Source organism: Streptomyces sp. TE5632 (assembly GCF_054061295.1).
In genome coordinates this window covers 3824288-3843216 of record NZ_JBSSEA010000003.1, presented here as the reverse complement: position 1 = coordinate 3843216, position 18929 = coordinate 3824288, and the positions used below count along the sequence as shown (strand labels likewise).

Genomic DNA, 18929 nt, shown 5'->3' with positions numbered 1-18929 from the left:
CGGGATTCCTCCGTTCCCATGGTCAAGGCCGAGGGCGTCCACAAGTCCTTCGGTCCCGTGGACGTCCTCCAGGGCATCGACCTGGAGGTGAAGTCCGGTGAGGTGTTCTGCCTCATCGGACCCTCCGGCTCCGGCAAGTCCACCTTCCTGAGGTGTATCAACCACCTCGAGAAGATCAACGCCGGGCGTCTGTACGTCGACGGTGAGCTGGTCGGCTACCGCCAGAAGGGCGACAAGCTGTACGAGCTCAAGGACAGCGAGGTCGCGCTGAAGCGCCGGGACATCGGCATGGTCTTCCAGCGCTTCAACCTGTTCCCGCACATGACGGCGCTGGAGAACGTCATCGAGGCGCCGGTGCAGGTGAAGGGCGTGAGCAAGGGGCAGGCCCGGGAGCGCGCGGGGCAGTTGCTGGAGCGCGTGGGCCTGGCCGACAAGGCCGGGAACTACCCCTCCCAGCTCTCCGGCGGCCAGCAGCAGCGCGTGGCGATCGCGCGGGCGCTCGCCATGGACCCCAAGCTGATGCTGTTCGACGAGCCGACCTCGGCGCTCGACCCGGAGCTGGTCGGTGACGTCCTCGACGTCATGCGCGACCTGGCCGAGTCGGGCATGACCATGATCGTCGTCACCCACGAGATGGGCTTCGCCCGCGAGGTGGGCGACAGCCTGGTCTTCATGGACGGCGGCGTGGTGGTCGAGTCCGGCCATCCGCGCGACGTCCTGACCGACCCGCAGCACGAGCGCACGAAGTCGTTCCTGTCCAAGGTGCTCTGACACCGCGCACGGGTACGCACGGGGCGACGGCCCATGGCGAAGGGGCGGTACGGAGATCCGTACCGCCCCTTCGCCATGGATCCGCGTGGCTCACTTGAGCGCCAGCAGCAGGGTGTCCGAGGGGGAGCACCACACCGGGCGGGCCTCGGCGAACCCCTTCTCGCGCAGCACGCGCGCGTGCCACGCCGCGGACGGCATGTCACCGTCGGCGTGCTCGCCGTAGATCTCGAAGCGGCGGGCGGTGGGCTCGGCGAGGACGGGGTCCTCGGCGGCGAGCTGCCACCATTCGGCCCAGTCGAGGACGCCGTCCCGTTTGGCCTGATCCATGCGTGCGTGGCGCAGGGCGCGCTCGGCCGCGTTGATCCCGGGGGTCGTCTCGTCGATCATGTGGTCCGCGTTCATGAAGACACCGCCGCCACGGACGAGGCCGGCGACCTGTCCGTAGAGATCCGCGAGGGGTTCGTTGTGCAGCCAGTGGAGGGCGGTCGCGGTCAGCACGGCGTCGTAGGAGTCGTGGGGGAGCCCCGTCGGCCAGTCGGGGTCCTTCAGGTCGGCCGTCACGAAGGTGACCCGCGGGTCGCCCGCGAAGGTGCCCTCGGCGATGGTGAGCAGCGCCGGGTCCAGGTCGACGCCGGTGCTGGTGGCGTCCGGGAACCGGGCGAGCAGGCGGGCCGTGATGGTTCCCGTGCCGCACGCGAGGTCCAGCACGCGCGGGGAGGTGCCGACGACGGCCTCCACCATGTCGAGCATGACCCGCAGCCGCTCCTCGCGGTCGGGCATGTACCACTCCTGCTGCCGGTCCCAGCTCTTCTGCCAGGCAGGCCAGTCGGCGGCGGTGGTGGTCCCGGTGTCCGCGTCCGTCATGAATCCGCTCCTTCACCCACGTCACGTAATACCCTGTAAGCACGATCGCCTGTTACTCAACCGCTGACACGACCATAAAGCCACCACGTAAGGACTACAAGTGGAACTGGCCTATTACTCGGACTACGCCGTGCGCCTCGTCAACACCGAGGAACCGGCCCGGGGCAAGGACACCCTGACCTCGGTGGAGGCCGTGCGCGCCCTGTTCGGCGCCAACCAGTCCGCGGCGCGGCGCGCGACCGATGCGGACGTGACCCGGTTCCGCTCGGTCCGGGCCCGGCTGCGCGCGGTCTTCGAGGCGGCGGACGGCGGCGACGAGACACTCTCCGTCGACCTGCTGAACTCGCTGCTGCTGGAGTTCCCGGTGAGCCCGCAGATCTCCGGGCACGACTTCCGTGACGACGACGGCCGTCCGCTGTGGCACATGCACCTGGCCGACCATCCGTCCAACGCGACCGCCGGCTACGCCGCCATCGCCGCGATGGGCCTCGCCTTCCACCTCACCGAGTACGGCGTGGACCGCCTCGGTCTGTGCGAGGCCCCGCCCTGTCGCAACGCCTACCTCGACACCTCGACCAACCGCTCCCGGCGCTACTGTTCCGACCGCTGTGCCACCCGGGCCAACGTGGCCGCCTACCGCGCCCGCAAACGCCTGGAGGCCGAGCGGACGGAGAACACCGGCCGCACCGCCGACAGCGCCCAGCCCGCCAGCGCCAGCGGCGACCGCCGACCCGGTGTGCGCGGCCGGTAGCGCAGACGGACCCGGCCGAGCACCAGGTCGTCGGGCACCACCCCGTAGTCGGTGCTGTCACCGCCGGCGTACGTGTTGTCCCCCAGCACCCACCAGCCGCCCCCGCGCCGTTCGGCGGCCCGCTTCACCACGAGCAGATCCTGCTGGAACGGGTGCCGCAGCACCACCACGTCGCCCGGCTTGATCCGGGCCCCGTAATGCACCAGGAGCCGGTCCCCGTGGTGCAGCGTGGGCACCATGGACGGCCCCGTCACCTCGGCCACCCCGAAGGGCAGCGGCGCCCCCGCCCGCTCGGCATCCTGCGACAGCTCCGGCATCACCCGGCACCTCCCCGGTTCTTCCTCCACCAGTCTCAGTCTGTCCCCCGACTTTTGTCCTAGGCCCCCGGGGGCACTCGCCGAATCCACTCCTTCACGGAGTAATGTCCCCTGTGAGAAGACGATCACGAGGAAGGATTGCTCCATGCTTTCCCGCCTGTTTGCCCCCAAGGTCAAGGTCAGCGCCCACTGCGACCTGCCCTGCGGCGTGTACGACCCTGCCCAGGCCCGCATCGAGGCCGAGTCGGTGAAGGCCGTCCAGGAAAAGATGGCCGGCAACGACGACCCGCACTTCCAGGCCCGCGCCACCGTCATCAAGGAGCAGCGCGCCGAGCTGGCGAAGCACCACGTCTCCGTGCTGTGGAGCGACTACTTCAAGCCCCCGCACTTCGAGAAGTACCCGGAGCTGCACCAGCTGGTCAACGACACCCTGAAGGCCCTGTCGGCCGCCAAGGGCTCGACCGACCCGGCCACCGGCCAGAAGGCGCTGGACTACATCGCCCAGATCGACAAGATCTTCTGGGAGACGAAGAAGGCCTGATCGTCGATCATGCCCTCTGACCTGCGATTACCTTGGTTGCAGCGTCTCCCTGTCCGCACCCGGTCCGCAGGCCGCCGAGCATGGCGTCCATGACGGTCCGGGTGCGGTCTTCTTCGCCCGGCCACAGGTGCGCGTAGATCCGCAGCGTGATGACGGCGGACGCGTGGCCGGGGACCAGCTGCACCTGTTTGACGCTCGCTCCGCCGGCGATGAGCGCGGAGGCGTAGTAGTGCCGCAGGTCGTGGGTCCCCATGTGGGGCAGCTCGCCGGGCTTGCGCCCCTCGCGTCCGGCCGCCTCGTTCTCCTCCGCTTGCCGAGCCCTGCGGGCACAGTTCCACCCCGTCTTCCGACGGCGACAGTCGAGGGACTCGCCCTCCTCCATCGTGAACAGCCACCCCTTGGAGGGCCTTGCGGCCAGGTGCTCGGGGAGGGCGTCGGTAACGATCTCGCCGACCGGCACCGTACGCCGGGATTTGGCGGTCTTCGGCGGGCCTACCTTCCCCGACTGGAGCCGCCGGCGCTCGACGCGGACGGCGCCGGCTTCGAAGTCGACGTCCGGCATCTCCAGGCCGAGCAGCTCGCCTGTACGCGAGCCTGATCCGGCGCGAGTGACGATGGCCGCGCGAATTACGGCGGCATCACCCGGGTCATGGCCTCGACCTGGGCGACCGTGGGCGGGGTGACCTCCTCGTCCGCCATCGGCGGGAGGCTGATCCGGGGGCACGGGCTTGACGCGATGACCTTGTCCTCGACGGCTGCGCTCATGACACGCACGAGGGCGTCGTAGACGTTACGCACGCTGCCGGGGCCGAACTGTTCGGACAGGCTCTCGAACAGCACCTGTATGTCGTTGCGGCGTATCGCCGCCATGGCTCGGGAGCCGAGCGCCGGGACCAAGTGCGGCCGCAGCGCGTTGTCGGTGATGCGCTCGGCTGTCTCGACCGCGATGAGCGACTCCTCCCACTTCTTCGCGCACTTCTCGAACGAGCTCCGTCCGGCGCGCGGATCGACGTACTGGCCCCACGTCGCAGACCCAGCCGAGGCGTTCGAGGAGGCGGACGAACGCGGCGGAGAGGTCGATCCGACCGCGGTCGACGCCGTGCCGGGCGCGGGTGGGGTCGGCGTGATAGAGGTTGTGCCAGCCCTCGCCGAACGAGAGCGGGGTCGGCGGCCACAGGTCGGTGGCCCGGTCGTGGCGACGGGATCGGAGCAATGGCCCGGTTGGATCGGGCGGCGGTCGCACGCTGCTCTGATCGGTCAGGCTGCGTCGGGAGTTCGTGTGCACAGTTTCTTCGTGCGGAGCCATCAGAGCGCCCACCGGGGCCACGGCGATGACGGACGGTGAGCGGCAGGGCAGTGGAGAAGGCACGGACCGGCCGGAGGGGTTCGGGGAAGAGCTTCTGGGGACTCTGCTGGACCAAGGGCACGAGTTGCCCGCCCAGCTGCTCGGTCCGCTCGTCGCACGGCAGGTGGGCAGGCTCGGCGGCCGCGAGATCTCGATCTTCTTGCAGGACTACGGGCAGGTGTGGCTTGTGCCCCTGCCGGGCGACGGACTGACGGCCGGGGACCCGCAGCCGATCGACGGCTCCGATGCCGGTCGCGCCTTTCGGGAGGCGCGTCGTGTCGAGGTTCCACAGGCCGACGGCGTGCGGGTCTACCTGCCTCTGCTGGGCGGCGGCGACCAGATGGGCGTCATGGCCGTCACTCTGAACGGCGTCCACGACGCCGACCGGCGGCTGCTGCGCAGGATCGCCGCTCTGGTGGCCGACACGCTGGTGACCAAGCACGGGTACACCGATCTGTTCTTCCGGGTCCGGCGCAGAGAACCGATGAGTGTGGCGGCGGAGATCCAGTGGTCGCTGTTGCCGCCGCTGGCCATGTCCACGCCTCGGGTCATGTTGGCCGGAATGCTGGAGCCCGCCTACGACGTGGCCGGCGACAGCTTCGACTACGCCCTCAACGGTGACGTGCTGCATGTGGCCATGGTCGACGCAATGGGGCACGGCCTGGACGCCGCCACGATGGCCACGGTGGCCATCGGTGCCTACCGGCATGCCCGACGGATCAGCGTCGGTCTGCCGGAGATCTATGCGTTCATGGACCGGGCCATCGCCGAGCAGTTCGGCCCCGACCACTTCGTGACCGCTCAGATGATGCGGCTCGACACAATGACGGGCCGTGTCCAGTGGGTCAACGCGGGACATCCCGCCCCCCTGCTGATCCGCGGACACCGTGTTGTCCGGCGGCTCCGCGGCCCGACGACGCTCCCTGTCGGCTTCGGCGGTCACGAGCCCCGGATCAATGAACTGGCCCTCGACCCCGGAGACCGGATCATGTGCTTCACCGACGGGTTGATCGAGGAGCACGATGCCGGTGGTGAGGAATTCGGTGAGGAACAGCTCATCGGCTGGGTGGACCGCATCGAACGTACGGCGTATGAGATCCGGGCCGTGGCCCGTTCCCTCTCCCACACGCTCAGACGGGCACGGGGCGGGATCACGACGGACGACGCGACGCTCCTGCTCATCGAGTGGCGCGGCGCCGACTGACCGGACTCACGGTCGGCGCCTGTCGCGCGCGTACTCCATGCATCGGCTGATGATGGGAGTACGGCCGAACATGCGGAGCTGATGATGACGGGGTGGCGTGTCAGGGACTACTCCCAGGACGATCTCGAAGCGGTGATCCGCGTCGATGCGGAGAGCAGCACGGTCGAAGAGCCACCGCTCTTCCCGCTCTCGGACGCCGTGGCGGCCCTTCAGGCCCTCCACCCTGCGGTGGTGGCCACGGCGGACGAGGTGGTGGTCGGCGCCGCGGTGAGCAGAGTGGAGGGCGACCGGGCATGGATCCTGCGCATCTGCATGGCACCTGCCTGGCGGCACCGGGGGCTGGGCAGCGACCTGATCACCGCCCTGGAGCACCGGCTCTTCGCCGGTGGCGTCCGCGCGGTGCACGCGGTCCTGCCCGAGGGCGAGACCGGTGCCGCCGCTCTGCACAACTGCGGCTTCGGCGCCCGCTCGGGCATGGTCGTCTTCGAGAAGCGCGGGCCGGTGACTCCTCAGGAGGTCAGCATGCTCTCCTCGCTCGGAGCGGAGCTGCCGCCCGGAGGACTGTGGCAGAAGGTCGCGGGCATGCACAGGGAGAAGCAGCTCATCGAGCGCCGCCTGGTCCTGCCGCTGGCCCATCCCGAACTGGCCGCCCAGCACGGTGTGGAACTGCCGCGAGCGGTGATGCTGTTCGGTCCGCCCGGGACCGGCAAGAGCACGTTCGCGCACGCGATCGCCGGCCGCCTGGGCTGGCCCTTTCTCGAACTGTTCCCCGCACGTCTGGCTGCCGAGTACGGTCTGGCGAGCGGGCTGAGCCGGCGCTTCGACGAGATCGCCCAGCTCGACCACGTCCTGGTCTTCATCGACGAGGTCGAGGAGGTCGCCGGTGAACGCAGTGGTGCGGACGCGACCGCGGTCGGCGTCGTCAACGAACTGCTCAAGGCGATCGTCCGGTTCCGAACCCAGGACGGGCGGCTGCTCGTCTGCGCCACGAACAACGTGACCACCCTCGACCCTGCCTTCCTGCGGCACGGTCGCTTCGACTACGTGCTGCCCATCGGCCCTCCCGACCACCGCGCCAGGACCGCACTGTGGAGGAGCTACCTGGCCCGAGCGGGCGCCCAGGCCGACAGCGCGGCACTCTCGTCCGCCAGCGAGGGGTTCACCCCCGCCGACATCGCCCACGTGGCACGTACTGTCTCCCAGGCCCAGTTCGAGCGCACCTTCGACACCGGAACCCGGACCCTGCCCACCACGGACGACTACCTGGCCACGATCCGCGACACCCGGCCCACGGTCAGCAGCGCAACGGCCCGGGAGTTCGCCGAGCAGACCGAGAAGTTCGCCCGTATCTAGCGTCCCGACTTCCGGAGATCCGGTCTGCGACGGAGGTGTCAGTTCGGCGGAGACGGCGTGTCGCTGCCCGTGTCGATGAGGATCTGTTCGGCCCCGGTGACGTTGTCGGCCCGGACGGCCCTGGCCATCGCGGCACGTGCCGCGTCAGGCATCGTGTCCGGCGGGACTACCAGCAGGGAGAAATGGTCCCGGTCGCCTCGGGTGATGAGGACGGTGTCGTCACCGACCGGGAAGGAGTCGATGTGCACGACTCGGCCGTCGATCACCAGCCGTGTCGGCAGTTCGTCCCAGGCACTGGCGTCCAGACCGACGCGGGTGACAGGTCCGAGATGCCCGGTCAGCGCGGTGACCAGCGAGGGCAGCTCGGCACCGATGTCCCGGGACCGCGGCCACCAGGCACCGTCCAGGATTCCCTCGCGCGCGTGTGTCGTCTCCAGTCTCAGCAGGGCCGTCCCGGGGCCCACCGACTGGTGGACGGCGTTCGGCAGCAACCTGGGAGTGTCGGAGGCGTCGGAGGTGTCGGAGTCGGTCATGGTGTCCGACCGCCCTTCGTCTGTCGTGTGCCGGTCGCCCGCCCTGCGGCCGCACCGCCTCTGTGGACGCGGCTCAGTCACGCTCTTCCTCTTCAGCCTCCACCTGCCGGATCCCCTGGTGCGTCAGCGTGATCCTCGCGGGCGTGTCGCCCCTCCCCCAGTCGACGACGACCCAGCCTTTGCCCGCCAGGTACGTACAGGCAGCGGCCAGGTCCCGCTCAGGGATACCGAGGTCGGTGCGGAGCTTCGCCCCGTCGACGCCCAGGAGCCGTTTTCCCCCAGCGGCTTGGTACAGAGCCCGCATGATCTTCTCGCGGTACGTCTTCCGCTCACGCAGTATCGCCGTGACATGCCGGCCTCTACCGCCATCGGTCGGGCCGAGGCCGATGTCGTCCGCGGGCGCTGTCGCGGTGGGGCGTGCCGGGGCGGTCGCGTCCACCGTCGGCCGGCGGTGCCTCCGGGTCCGGCGGCCGATCCCCGGCAGAGCATCGCTGTAGTGGAAGGCAGCGATCCGTTCGTCGTGCTGAGCGTTGAGCCGGTGGATCAGAGCGACTCCGACAGCGATCAGGACGAGCAGCGCGGCCACGGCGATGACAGTCATGGTCCTCTCACCTCCGTCGACCGGCGGGTGAACGCCCTGTCGAGCCGACGGGCCGGGGCGGGGACGACGGCGGCCCTGCCCCGCCGTCGGTCTCCCACGCTTCTTCCCTGCTTCGGGCATCGATCCTGTCTGCTGCTTCCTCCCGGCCAGGGGCATCGTTACCGTCACCGGCCATCAGCCGTGCGGCGGCATCCACACCGGTTTCCGGCGGAACCACCAGCACGTCCCGGCGGCCACCGGTGGAGAAAAGGGTCAGCCGGTGCGGATCCTGCTCCTCGGTGGACCAGCCCACATGCACGGTGCGCCCGGCGACGGACACCCAACGCGGGATGACGGGCCAGTGGTCCGGGTTCACCGTGACACCTGTGATGCGGCCCCAGAAGTCGCCCAGTGCGGCTGTCAAGGCCGGCAGTTCACGGGAGAGGGCACGGGACCGAGGCCACCACGTGCCGTCCAGCCCGCCCGGCGCAGGCGTCAGGGACAGGCGGGCCGGCAGCGACGGCGCGCGCCTGCTCGATGCCGTACGGTCGATGATCACTGTCATGGCGCGGACCTGCCCCCGGGCTCGTGGGGCGGCCCGGCCTTGTCGATCACCGGAAACGGCACCCACAGCGGAGCCGGTGCGCGAAGAACTCCCGGTGTCTTCACACTACTCCGCTCGCTGGCCCGAAAGCCGCGGATGACCAGGTACTTTCCTGCCTCGGGGCCTGGTGCCCGGCGCCCGGTGGCGAGCCGGGACAAAGCCAGTCCTTGCGCTCAGGCACGCCCTTGAGAGCGGTTGACCAGGGGCAACGGAGGTGCGCTCCGGCCCCCAGCGGTCCGGCATCAGCCACGTCTGCCCCCGGACGGGACAGCAGTCCGCACACAGTCCGCAGGACACCCGTTCAAGCCCGTCGCACCCCATCGCCAGCCAACGGTAAAAGGGCAGGTCAGCGCCCCACAGGAAAGATCCCCGCAGGCCACCAACCTGGCCGATCACCAGGAGACGAAGAAGGCCTGACCCTTCGGTCATGCCTGTTGACCGGCGCTGTCTTCTTCAGCCGCCCGGCCCTCCAGCCGCACCCGGCCCGCAGACCGCCACCCCGGCGCCCTGACGGCCGGGTGCGGTCGTCTTCGTGTGGTCACCGGTCGACCACGGGTACGCGTCAGGGCTCGGAGCGCGGGCCCGCTTCCTTCGTGGGGGCCGCGTTCTCGGCGGGCTCGGCGGCGACGGCCTCGCGGTCCGGGTACCGCTCGCACTCCTGGTTGCCGCACGGTCCGTGGACCCAGGTCGGGACCCATACGCCCAGCGTCTTGTGACGCCGCACGACCATCTCCACTGGCTGCCCGCAGGCGGGACAGACCGGCTCATCGCTGCCCATGCTCCCCAGGGTAGGCCCGGGGGTGGTGCAGCGCTTCCTGCTGTGCGTCCGAACCGGCACACCGTTGGTGAAGGTACGCACCGGCTCGAGCGCGAACTCCGTCACCGCGAGGTCCGCTCCCCGGTGGCCGGTACGGCAGGTGCAACAGGCACGGCCTCGCGTTCGGCGCCCGCGGGCCAGACGATCTCGACGGGGATGCCCCGGGCGCGGGCGTACGTCACCAGATGGGCGGTGGCGTCGCGGCCGTTGGACGGCGACCCGTCCCAGACCGCCAGGAGGAGGCCGCTGGCGGCGACCATCCGCTCGTCCGCACCGACACAGGAATCGCGGTGATGCGGGTCGTACGCCAGCAGCCGCGCCTGGTCGGCGAGGTTCAGCAGCTCACCGGCGGCCATCCGGTCGCGCCCGGGCGGCATGGCGGGAACCCCGTTGTCCGTGGGGATGACGACGATCAGGCGGCGGCCCGACGCACGCGCCGCGCGGCCGAACGCCAGCGGCGCTCCCGCCCCGCACCGCACCATGGCCGCTCCCCGCGCGCAGCACTCCTCCAGACGCCGCCGCAGCTCGCACTCCACCAGCTCGAGCGTGCGCGGGGTGAGATCGGCGTGCCCGACCAGCGCGATCTCCCCGACCGCCCCTCCGTTGTGTCCCGCCCCGTTGTCACGCGCCGTTGTACTCATCTCGCCCCTGACAGTCCTCGGCCTCCGGTCCCCGGCCCGGCCCCTGGCCAGTGAAGCCGGGGCACGGGCCGGTGACCAGGGCCGAACGTCCCTGACTCGGGAGGGGAGAGGGAGAGGGAGAGGGAGGGGAAGCGGGGCGGTCAGGCGTGGTCGAAGGGCGGGCCGGCCGCACGAGTGCGGGGTTCGCGCCACATCGGCCACATGTGGGGGCCGTCCGGGAGGAGCAGGGGCTCGCCGGCCGGGGCGAAGCCGAGGCGTTCGTACAGCACACGGCTGCGGACGCTGCTCGCCTCCAGATAGACCGGCAGCCCCTCCCGGTCGCAGCGGTCGAGGACCGAGCCGATGAGCGCGGTGCCGAGCCCCTCGCCCTGCCGGGCGGGTGTCACACCGATCATCCACAGGTACTCGTGGGCCCGCCCGGGAGGGGTGGATGCCCGCCGTCAGCCGGCCGATCATCTCCACTCGCTCGTTCTCCGGGTCGACGGCACGGCGTACCCGGGCCGGCCCCTCGTCGTCCTCGGGTGTCCCGTCGCCGTGCTCGGTCGCCGGCACCGACAGCCACAGCGCGCACGCCGAGCCCTCCTCCGTGACGTCGACGCGTCCCTCGGCGAGCACGATGTCGGTGAAGGCGGCCATCAGCCTGTGGTGCGTCGTACGGCGGTACTCCTCGCCGGGGAAGACCCAGCTGCTCACAGGATCGTCCTGGAACGCCTCGTCCAGAAGCCGGACCAGCAGTTCCCGGTCCCCGTCCCCAGCCGCCCGGATCGCCACGCCCATGTCCGCCCCTTCGCCTCAACTCTCTTCGACCGTACGGTAGTTGAGCCTAACGGGAGGGCGACGGCCGACGCTTGCCGACATCTCGTCCGGCTGCGCCACATGCCCGGTGGGTCCCGCACACCGTGGGGAAGTGCGGGACCCACCGGACGGTCTACGCGGTGCGCCGGGTCACGAACTCGGCGAGGGCCAGCAGACCGCCCGCCGCCTCCGGGTCGGGCACCGCACGAGCGAGCTCCTGCATCACCCGAGCCATGCGGTCGGCCGCCTGGGCCTGCGCCCAGTCGCGGCCGCCCGCCCGTTCCACGGTCAGGGCGATGTACTCCAGGTCCTCCTCGTCCGCGTGCGGAGCCCCGTACAGTCCGGCGAGTTCGGACGCCGCCGGGGTGCCGGAGGTGAGCGCGGCGACCACCGGCAGGGACTTCTTGCGGGCTGCCAGATCCGCACCGACGGGCTTGCCGGTGTGCCGAGGGTCGCCCCATATGCCGATCACGTCGTCGATGAGCTGGAAGGCCAGCCCCGACTCACGGCCGAACGCGTCCAGTGCCGCCACGTCCGCCGCCGCGGCATCCGCGTACAGCGCGCCGAGCGCGCAGGCGCAGCCGAGCAGTGCGCCCGTCTTGGCCTCGGCCATGGCGAGGGTCTCCTCGAGGGTGACCTCGCCGGGGTCGCGCCCCTCCATGGCCGTGTCCGCCTGTTGTCCGGCGCACAGTTCCACGACGCAGTCCGCCAGCCGGGCCACCGCGGCCCGGGACGCGGGGTGCGGGTCCTCGGCGAGCAGCCGCAGGGCGAGCGCGTGGAGGGCGTCTCCGGCGAGGATCGCGGCGTCGTCACCGAACACGGTCCATGCGGTGGGCCGGTGGCGCCGGGTGGTGTCCCGGTCCATCACGTCGTCGTGCAGCAACGTGAAGTTGTGGACCAGTTCCACCGCGGCGGCTGCCCGTACCGCCGCCGCCCGGGCCGCGGGCCCGCCGAGGGCGGAGGCCGCGGCAAGCACCAGTGCGGGGCGGATGGCCTTGCCGGACCCACCCGCGGCCGGGGTGCCGTCCGCGTTCTCCCAGCCGAAGTGGTAGAGACCGATCCGGCGCAGCGGGCCGGGCATCGAGCCGATGGCGGCCCGCAGCACGGGGACGACCTCGGCCCGCGCCCGCTCCAGCAGGATCGTCGCCTCGTGACACTCGGCGGGTCGGTACTCGCTCTCCGTCTTCGGCTCGATCATCGATTCCGTCATGGACTCACCTCTGGCCCCGTCTCGAAGGATGAGCGGAGGTGGTACTTCCGCCGGCGTCACACGCGTACCCCCAGGGTGTACCCGCCCGAACGGGCGGGGACACGGCGTACGCGCCGAAAGATCGCGGAAGGTCACCGCCAGCGACCGATCTCGACGTTCTCCAGGACGCCGAGCGCGTCCGGCACCAGGACGGCAGCCGAGTAGTAGGCCGTGACCAGGTACTTGATGATGGCCTGTTCGTTGACGCCCATGAAACGCACGGACAGGCTCGGCTCGATCTCGTCGGGGAGGCCGGACGCCCGCAGTCCGATGACGCCCTGCTCCTCCTCGCCCGTACGCAGCGCGATGATGGAGGTCGTACGCTCCTCCGTCACCGGGATCTTGTTGCACGGGAAGATGGGCACACCCCGCCAGGTGGGGATGCGGTTGCCGGCCATGTCGATGGTCTCGGGGACGAGCCCCCGCTTGTTGAGCTCGCGGCCGAACGCGGAGATCGCGCGCGGGTGGGCGAGGAGCAGCTTGGTCCCGCGTCGCCTGCTGAGCAGTTCGTCCAGGTCGTCGGGGGCGGGTACGCCGTCGTGCGGCTGGATCCGCTGGTCGTACTCGCAGTTGTGCAGCAGGCCGAAGCCCCGGTTGTTGATGAGTTCGTGCTCCTGGCGCTCCTTCAACGCCTCCACGGTCAGCCTGATCTGCTGCTCCGTCTGGTTCATGGGCTGGTTGTAGAGGTCGGCCACGCGCGTGTGGATGCGCAGCACGGTCTGGGCGACGCTCAGTTCGTACTCGCGGGGCCTGGCCTCGTAGTCGACGAAGGTGTGCGGAATGTCCGGTTCCCCGCTGTGGCCGGCCGCGAGGTCGATCTCCCGTTCGCCGTACTTGTTGGTGCGCCGGCTCGGGACGGAGCGCTGCTCCCGGAGGTGCTCGCGCAGCGTCTCGGACCGCTCGGCGACCTGCTCGACGGCGTCACGCGGCAGGACGAGCACGGTGCAGGCGGTCAGGGTGCGGGTGGTGTACTCCCAGATGGCGCCCTCGTCCAGGAGTGCCTGATCGCCGAAGTAGGCGCCGTCGGCGAGGATTCCGAGGGACTCGTCGCCGCCGTAGGGGCCGGTGCCGACCTTCTCGACCCTGCCGTGGGCCAGCAGGAACACCTCGTCGGCCGGACTGCCGAACGAAGTGATCACCTGGCCGGCCCCGATCTCCCGCTGCCGGCAGCGGGTGGCCAGCTCCGCGAGCACTTCCTCGTCCTCGTACGACCGCAGGGCCGGCAGCTCGCCCAGCTCCGCCGGGATCACCTCGACGCGGTCACCGGTCTTCACGAAGGTCACCCGTCCGTCCCCGACGGCGTACGTCAACCGCCGGTTCACCCGGTACGTACCGCCCTGCACGTCCGTCCAGGGCAGCATGCGCAGCAGCCAGCGCGAGCTGATCTCCTGCATCTGCGGTACGGACTTGGTGGTGGTGGCCAGGTTCCGCGCCGCCGCCGTACCGAGGCTCTGCTGCTGCCGGGTCTGCTCCGTGCGGACCTCTTCGCCTACCGACATAAGGAATTGCCCTCCCAGTTGTGACCGGCGCCCATCCGTGCCGGGCGTCGGTCTCCGCGACAGAGCCTTCCTCACGGAACGTGGCTGCGGTATTACCCGAATGAGCGGGAATGGATCTTCAACTCCATGGGCATTCATGGGGTTCCGTTCAGCGGCGGCCAGGCGACCGGACATTGTCCGGATCGGCTCGTACGGGCATCGGGCGATTGGTTGCGCTCCCTCCGTTCAGGTACAAGCACCGGTACGAGGCGGCCGCGACCGGCGGCCGTCGCGGCGCGAGAAGGAGGGGCGGCCATGGCCCCACCCATGTCCGCGAGCGCGTTCCTGAGCGCTCTGAAAGCGGAGGGTCTCAAAGTCGTCGAGGTCGGCGACTGGCGCGATCACAACCGCAATCACAAGGGCTCCTGGGGCCCGGTCCACGGCGTGATGATCCATCACACGGTCACCCGGGGCAGCGCCCGGACCGTCGAGCTGTGCCGCGAGGGCTACGAGGGCCTGCCGGGGCCGCTGTGCCACGGCGTCATCACCAAGGACGGCCGGGTCCACCTCGTCGGCTACGGCAGGGCCAACCACGCGGGCCTGGGCGACGACGACGTGCTGCGCGCCGTGATCGCGGAGAAGGCGCTCCCCGCGGACAACGAGCAGAACACCGACGGCAACCGGCATTTCTACGGCTTCGAGTGCGAGAACCTGGGCGACGGGGACGACCCCTGGCCCGCGGCGCAGCTGGAAGCCATCGAGAGAGCCGCCGCCGCGGTCTGCCGCCACCACGGATGGAACGAACGATCGGTGATCGGGCACCTGGAGTGGCAGCCCGGGAAGGTGGATCCGCGCGGGTTCACGATGGCGTCGATGCGAACGCGCATCCGTGACCGGCTGAAGTGACGCGGCGTCCGGGGACGTACGCGGGTGCACGGGGTGCCGGGCCCGGCCTGGCGACAATCCGTCGGAAGCTGTCGCCCGGCCCCCTGGGTGCGCGGCAAACCCGCTTCTAGCGTGGTGAGCGACCCCAGGCCCCCCAGGAAAAGGCCCCGCCATGCAGTACGTCGCCCCCATCGGCATCGGTGTTCTCTACGCCCTGCCGATGTCCCTCGTCCGCGAGCCGCACCGGCGGCGGCTGAACGCCGTCATGGTCGCCGGCGCGGGCGCCGCCTACCTCAGCGGGGGCGGCCTGGGCCGCTGGGAGTTCGCCTTCACGGCACTGATCACCTACGTCGCGTTCCGCGGCCTGGACTCGTGGACGTTCATCGGCGTCGGCTGGCTGCTGCACACCGCGTGGGACGTCGTCCACCACCTCGAGGGCAACCCCATCATCCCGTTCGCCCCCACCTCGTCGCTGGGCTGCGCGATCTGCGATCCGGTGATCGCCCTGTGGTGCCTGTGGGGAGGCCCGTCCCTGATCGACCTCGTCCGTCACCGGGGCCGCGGCCACCGCCACGACAGCCCCGCCGAGGCCGCCGGGCGGCCCGGCACCGGGAAGCCGGCCCCGAGCGGCAGTTCGAACTGACGAAGGACATCGGCCACGCGTTCTCCCGTGGCGCGATCGACTGCGGCGGAATTCGGCCATGCTCGTCCCGGACGGCCGGCGCCCGCCCCACCCGGTGCCCAGCTCCCCCCGCCGGGCGACAATGGCCCGGTGACCAGCCCGGACACCCCCGCCCCCGCATCCGCCGCCTCCTCCGCCGACCGCGCGGGCCTCGCGGATCTGCGCCCCCGCCTGCCCTCACCGGTGCAGGACATCGTGGACGAGCGGTTCGAGCGGCGCGGGGTCCGGCTGCTGCTGAAACGGGACGACCTGATCCACCCGGAACTGATCGGAAACAAGTGGCGCAAACTCGCGCCGAATCTCGCGGCGGCAGCCGGCCGGACCGTGCTCACCTTCGGCGGCGCGTACTCCAACCATCTGCGGGCCACCGCCGCCGCCGGTCGGCTGCTCGGTCTGCGCACGGTCGGCGTGGTGCGCGGCCAGGAGCTCGCCGACCGCCCCCTCAACCCCTCGCTGACCCGGTGCGCGGCCGACGGCATGCGGCTGCACTTCGTCGACCGGGCGACCTACCGCCGCAAGACCGCGCCCAGCACCTTGGCAGCCGTGCTGCGCGCGGCGGGCGCCGAGGACGCGTACGTCGTCCCCGAGGGCGGCAGCAACCCCCTGGCCGTGCGCGGTTGCCGGGCGCTCGGGGAGGAGCTGGACGGCCGGGCGGACGTCGTCGCGGTGGCGTGCGGCACGGGCGGGACGCTCGCCGGGCTGGCCGCCGGACTCGGCTCCGGTACTCGCGCGTTGGGCGTTCCGGTATTGAAGGGCGGCTTTCTGGCCACGGACATACGCGCCCTCCAGGCCGAGGTGTTCGGCGGTCCGCGCGGCGACTGGAGCCTGGACGACCGCTTCCACTTCGGCGGTTACGCCCGTACCGCCCCGGAGCTCGAGGAGTTCGCCGCGGACTTCGAGCATCGTCACGGCGTACCCGTCGAACGTGTCTATGTCGCCAAGTTGCTTTACGCCCTTGTCTCCCTGGCCGAGGAGAACGCGTTCCCGCGCGGGAGCACGGTCGCGGCGGTCGTCACCGGCCGCCCCTTCCCGTGAGCACGTGAGCACGTGAGCACGTGAGCACGTGAGCACGTGAGCACGTGACTGCATGAGCACGGTGGCAGACTGGTTCCAGTATCTCGTCGAGCACGTCCCGGTGTGACGCGAGAGGACTCCGGCAACGGACGGTTCGACCGTGTGACGTCTGGGTACGTCAATCCGGCGCGCGCTCTTCCCTTTCGGGCCCGCAGACCCCTAGCCACGGAGCGTGCCCGTGGTTTTACTATGAGTGACAGCACGGGTCGGGGTCCCGGGGACAGGACCGTCGGGAGCGCGGTAGCGTCACCGCTGAACCACGTATCGCGTTGCCCGGGGGCGACCCCGGTCCTGAACGCTTGTACCACCTTGGAGGTGAGGGTGTCCCAGATCGCAGGCGAGCCCGCGACCCAGGACTTCGTGGAAGTCCGGCTGCCGGCCGCGGGTGCCTACCTGTCGGTGCTGCGTACGGCCACGGCCGGTCTCGCGGCCCGGTTGGACTTCACCCTCGACGAGATCGAGGACCTGCGCATCGCGGTCGACGAGGCCTGCGCGATCCTGCTTCAGCAGGCCGTGCCGGGTTCGGTGCTCAGTTGTGTCTTCCGCCTCGTCGACGACTCGCTCGAGGTCACGGTCTCGGCGCCGACCACGGACGGTCACGCTCCCTCGCGTGACACCTTCGCGTGGACCGTCCTGTCCGCTCTGGCGGGCAAGGTCTCCTCCGCCGTGGACGACGACAAAACCGTTTCGATCAGCCTCTACAAACAGCGCGGCGCGGGACCCGGGCCGACGTGAGGAACGAGGACGGGCCGGTGCGGGACGAAGAACGCGGCACACGGGGGCTGCCTGCCGAGCGGATGCCGGGCGGTATCGACGGCATCGACGCCATCCCGGAACAGGCCCGGCCCCATCCGGAGGACGACTCCGCTCAGGCCGGTCCGCCGGGCGGCGGGCAGCCCGGCGGTGTCGCACGGAGTACGCCCGAGGCCGGGCGGCGGCCCGGAGCCTCCCCCGGACACCAGGAAGCCCCGGCGCGGGCGAGGTCGACGGCGGGGGACGAGGCGAGCGCTCGGGGAAGGGCGACGGGCGGGACGATGAACGAGCACGAGCGACACGCCGAGAGCGAGGTGCCGCGGACGCCGAGCGCACAGGGCGTCCAGCACACCCCGGTGACGCACGGCGCCCAGCGCGACCCGCAGGACCGCAGCGGGGCACGCACCTTGTTTCTCGAGCTGCGCACCCTGCAGGACGGCAGCCCCGAGTACGCGGAGCTGCGCAACCGGCTGGTCCGCATGCATCTGCCGCTCGTCGAGCACCTCGCGCGCCGTTTCCGCAACCGCGGGGAACCGCTGGACGACCTGACCCAGGTCGCCACCATCGGTCTGATCAAGTCGGTCGACCGCTTCGACCCGGACCGCGGCGTGGAGTTCTCGACGTACGCGACCCCGACGGTCGTCGGCGAGATCAAGCGGCACTTCCGCGACAAGGGCTGGGCGGTGCGTGTCCCCCGCCGGCTGCAGGAGCTGCGGCTGGCGCTGACGACGGCCACGGCCGAGCTCTCGCAGCTGCACGGCCGTTCCCCCACGGTGCACGAGCTCGCCGAGAAGCTGGCGATCTCGGAGGAGGAGGTCCTGGAGGGCCTGGAGTCCGCCAACGCGTACTCCACGCTGTCCCTGGACGTCCCCGACACCGACGACGAGTCCCCGGCGGTCGCGGACACCCTGGGCGCCGAGGACGAGGCATTGGAGGGGGTGGAGTACCGCGAGTCGCTCAAGCCGCTGCTGGAGGACCTCCCTCCGCGCGAGAAGCGGATCCTGCTGCTGCGCTTCTTCGGCAACATGACCCAGTCGCAGATCGCCCAGGAGGTCGGCATCTCGCAGATGCACGTCTCCCGGCTGCTGGCCCGCACGCTGGCGCAGCTGCGCGAGAAGCTGCTCGTGGAGGAGTGAACCGCCGCGCGGTGGAACGAGCCGCCGCGCGGTGGGAGTGAACGGCAGCGGCGGCCCGGGAGGTGGGGAGCTACTTCTCGGCGTTCCCGGGCCCCTTGATGCCGAGGGCCCGGGTCGTCTCGGGGTTGAGCAGCAGCACCAGGGCCGTCACGGCCACCACCGCGAGCACGATTCCCGCCGGGATGGCCACACTGTCGGACTGCAGCAGGTTGTAGGCCACCGGCAGCGCCAGGAGCTGGGTGATGACGGCCGGGCCGCGGCTCCAGCTCCGGCGGCCGAGCAGCCCGCGCGCGGCGAGCAGCGGCAGCAGTGCGAGCACCACCAGCGTGAGTCCGCCGGTGACGGCCTGCTGTCGGTCGTCCGGTTGACCGGTGAGTCCGCGGACCAGCATCCAGACCCCGCCGGCCAGCAGGCCCAGCCCCTCCAGGGCGGCGAGCCCCGCGGCGTACGTCAGACGGCGCGGGCGGGGGCCGGCGGCGTCCGGAGTGGTGGTGGGGGTCTGCTCGCTGCTCACCCCTGAAGGGTAGCCCTCGCCCGTGCGCGCCCCCGTGCCGAG

At 70.9% G+C, this 18929-nt stretch carries 20 protein-coding genes and 2 pseudogenes; 10 read left to right on the top strand and 12 right to left on the bottom strand.

All coding sequences use genetic code 11. From position 1 onward, the window contains the following. The first annotated feature begins 18 nt into the window (after window positions 1-18). Window positions 19-771: an amino acid ABC transporter ATP-binding protein gene (locus tag ACVW19_RS22890; RefSeq protein ID WP_457464741.1), complete on the top strand. Its 753-nt coding sequence runs from the start codon at window positions 19-21 to the stop codon at window positions 769-771. Between the two features lie 90 nt (window positions 772-861). Here ACVW19_RS22890 and ACVW19_RS22885 read toward each other — a convergent pair whose 3' ends face one another. Continuing rightward, complete coding sequence (locus ACVW19_RS22885) at window positions 862-1635, bottom strand: class I SAM-dependent methyltransferase (RefSeq protein ID WP_457461345.1); 774 nt, start codon at window positions 1633-1635, stop codon at window positions 862-864. Window positions 1636-1735: 100 nt separating this feature from the next. Here ACVW19_RS22885 and ACVW19_RS22880 point away from each other — a divergent pair, with 100 nt between their 5' ends. Next, window positions 1736-2386, top strand: a complete 651-nt coding sequence (locus tag ACVW19_RS22880; protein WP_457461343.1) for a CGNR zinc finger domain-containing protein — start codon at window positions 1736-1738, stop codon at window positions 2384-2386. Here the strand turns inward: ACVW19_RS22880 and sodX are convergent. Continuing rightward, window positions 2269-2703 carry a nickel-type superoxide dismutase maturation protease gene (gene sodX, locus ACVW19_RS22875; protein ID WP_457461341.1) on the bottom strand — a complete coding sequence of 145 codons (435 nt, stop codon included), beginning with the start codon at window positions 2701-2703 and terminating at the stop codon, window positions 2269-2271. The two genes, ACVW19_RS22880 and sodX, sit on opposite strands and share 118 nt — an antisense overlap. 145 nt (window positions 2704-2848) lie before the next feature. Here sodX and sodN point away from each other — a divergent pair, with 145 nt between their 5' ends. Then, window positions 2849-3244, top strand: coding sequence for a superoxide dismutase, Ni (gene sodN, locus ACVW19_RS22870; RefSeq protein WP_003992892.1), 396 nt, complete (start codon window positions 2849-2851; stop codon window positions 3242-3244). 7 nt (window positions 3245-3251) lie between these two features. On the opposite strand, the pseudogene ACVW19_RS22865 reads toward sodN, so the two are convergent. Continuing rightward, window positions 3252-4270, bottom strand: a pseudogene (locus ACVW19_RS22865) (tyrosine-type recombinase/integrase); the annotation flags it as partial. A 305-nt stretch (window positions 4271-4575) separates the two neighbouring features. On the opposite strand from ACVW19_RS22865, the gene ACVW19_RS22860 reads away from it, so the two are divergent. Next, window positions 4576-5793, top strand: coding sequence for a PP2C family protein-serine/threonine phosphatase (locus ACVW19_RS22860; RefSeq protein ID WP_457461339.1), 1218 nt, complete (start codon window positions 4576-4578; stop codon window positions 5791-5793). 84 nt (window positions 5794-5877) lie between these two features. Next, complete coding sequence (locus ACVW19_RS22855; RefSeq protein ID WP_457461338.1) at window positions 5878-7146, top strand: ATP-binding protein; 1269 nt, start codon at window positions 5878-5880, stop codon at window positions 7144-7146. A 38-nt stretch (window positions 7147-7184) separates the two neighbouring features. Here the strand turns inward: ACVW19_RS22855 and ACVW19_RS22850 are convergent, their stop codons facing one another. From ACVW19_RS22850 to ACVW19_RS22815, 8 genes and pseudogenes are all read right to left on the bottom strand, one after another. Then, window positions 7185-7679, bottom strand: a complete 495-nt coding sequence (locus ACVW19_RS22850) for a DUF5994 family protein (RefSeq protein ID WP_457461336.1) — start codon at window positions 7677-7679, stop codon at window positions 7185-7187. A gap of 73 nt (window positions 7680-7752) precedes the next feature. After that, the gene (locus tag ACVW19_RS22845; RefSeq protein WP_457461334.1) at window positions 7753-8280 is read right to left on the bottom strand and encodes a hypothetical protein; all 528 of its coding nucleotides are present in this window, start codon (window positions 8278-8280) and stop codon (window positions 7753-7755) included. Window positions 8281-8287: 7 nt separating this feature from the next. Beyond that, window positions 8288-8824, bottom strand: coding sequence for a DUF5994 family protein (locus ACVW19_RS22840; RefSeq protein ID WP_457461332.1), 537 nt, complete (start codon window positions 8822-8824; stop codon window positions 8288-8290). 601 nt (window positions 8825-9425) lie between these two features. Further along, window positions 9426-9641, bottom strand: a complete 216-nt coding sequence (locus tag ACVW19_RS22835; protein ID WP_457461331.1) for a hypothetical protein — start codon at window positions 9639-9641, stop codon at window positions 9426-9428. A gap of 101 nt (window positions 9642-9742) precedes the next feature. After that, entirely contained in the window at window positions 9743-10321 is a 579-nt protein-coding gene (locus tag ACVW19_RS22830) for a hypothetical protein (protein WP_457461329.1), read from the bottom strand. Between the two features lie 140 nt (window positions 10322-10461). Continuing rightward, a pseudogene (locus tag ACVW19_RS22825) lies at window positions 10462-11098 on the bottom strand (GNAT family N-acetyltransferase). Window positions 11099-11249: 151 nt separating this feature from the next. Continuing rightward, a complete protein-coding gene (locus ACVW19_RS22820; protein WP_457461327.1) occupies window positions 11250-12326 on the bottom strand; it encodes a family 2 encapsulin nanocompartment cargo protein polyprenyl transferase in 1077 nt (358 codons plus the stop codon). A gap of 131 nt (window positions 12327-12457) precedes the next feature. Then, window positions 12458-13864 (bottom strand): family 2B encapsulin nanocompartment shell protein, encoded by a 1407-nt coding sequence (locus tag ACVW19_RS22815; protein ID WP_457461325.1) that lies wholly within the window; start codon window positions 13862-13864, stop codon window positions 12458-12460. A gap of 306 nt (window positions 13865-14170) precedes the next feature. Between ACVW19_RS22815 and ACVW19_RS22810 the strand changes: the two genes are divergently transcribed. The 5 genes from ACVW19_RS22810 (at window position 14171) to ACVW19_RS22790 (ending at window position 18373) form a co-directional block, all read left to right on the top strand. Further along, a complete protein-coding gene (locus ACVW19_RS22810; RefSeq protein WP_457464739.1) occupies window positions 14171-14749 on the top strand; it encodes an N-acetylmuramoyl-L-alanine amidase in 579 nt (192 codons plus the stop codon). A gap of 151 nt (window positions 14750-14900) precedes the next feature. Then, complete coding sequence (locus ACVW19_RS22805) at window positions 14901-15371, top strand: DUF6010 family protein (RefSeq protein WP_457461323.1); 471 nt, start codon at window positions 14901-14903, stop codon at window positions 15369-15371. A 129-nt stretch (window positions 15372-15500) separates the two neighbouring features. After that, a complete protein-coding gene (locus tag ACVW19_RS22800; protein ID WP_457461321.1) occupies window positions 15501-16445 on the top strand; it encodes a 1-aminocyclopropane-1-carboxylate deaminase/D-cysteine desulfhydrase in 945 nt (314 codons plus the stop codon). Window positions 16446-16805: 360 nt separating this feature from the next. Next, window positions 16806-17219: an ATP-binding protein gene (locus ACVW19_RS22795; RefSeq protein WP_129802215.1), complete on the top strand. Its 414-nt coding sequence runs from the start codon at window positions 16806-16808 to the stop codon at window positions 17217-17219. After that, on the top strand, window positions 17216-18373 hold the full coding sequence (locus ACVW19_RS22790) for an RNA polymerase sigma factor SigF (RefSeq protein ID WP_457461320.1): 1158 nt from the start codon (window positions 17216-17218) through the stop codon (window positions 18371-18373). The genes ACVW19_RS22795 and ACVW19_RS22790 overlap by 4 nt, the downstream gene beginning before the upstream one ends. A 70-nt stretch (window positions 18374-18443) precedes the next feature. Here the strand turns inward: ACVW19_RS22790 and ACVW19_RS22785 are convergent, their stop codons facing one another. Next, window positions 18444-18887, bottom strand: coding sequence for a hypothetical protein (locus ACVW19_RS22785; protein ID WP_457461318.1), 444 nt, complete (start codon window positions 18885-18887; stop codon window positions 18444-18446). Between the last annotated feature and the right edge of the window lie 42 nt (window positions 18888-18929).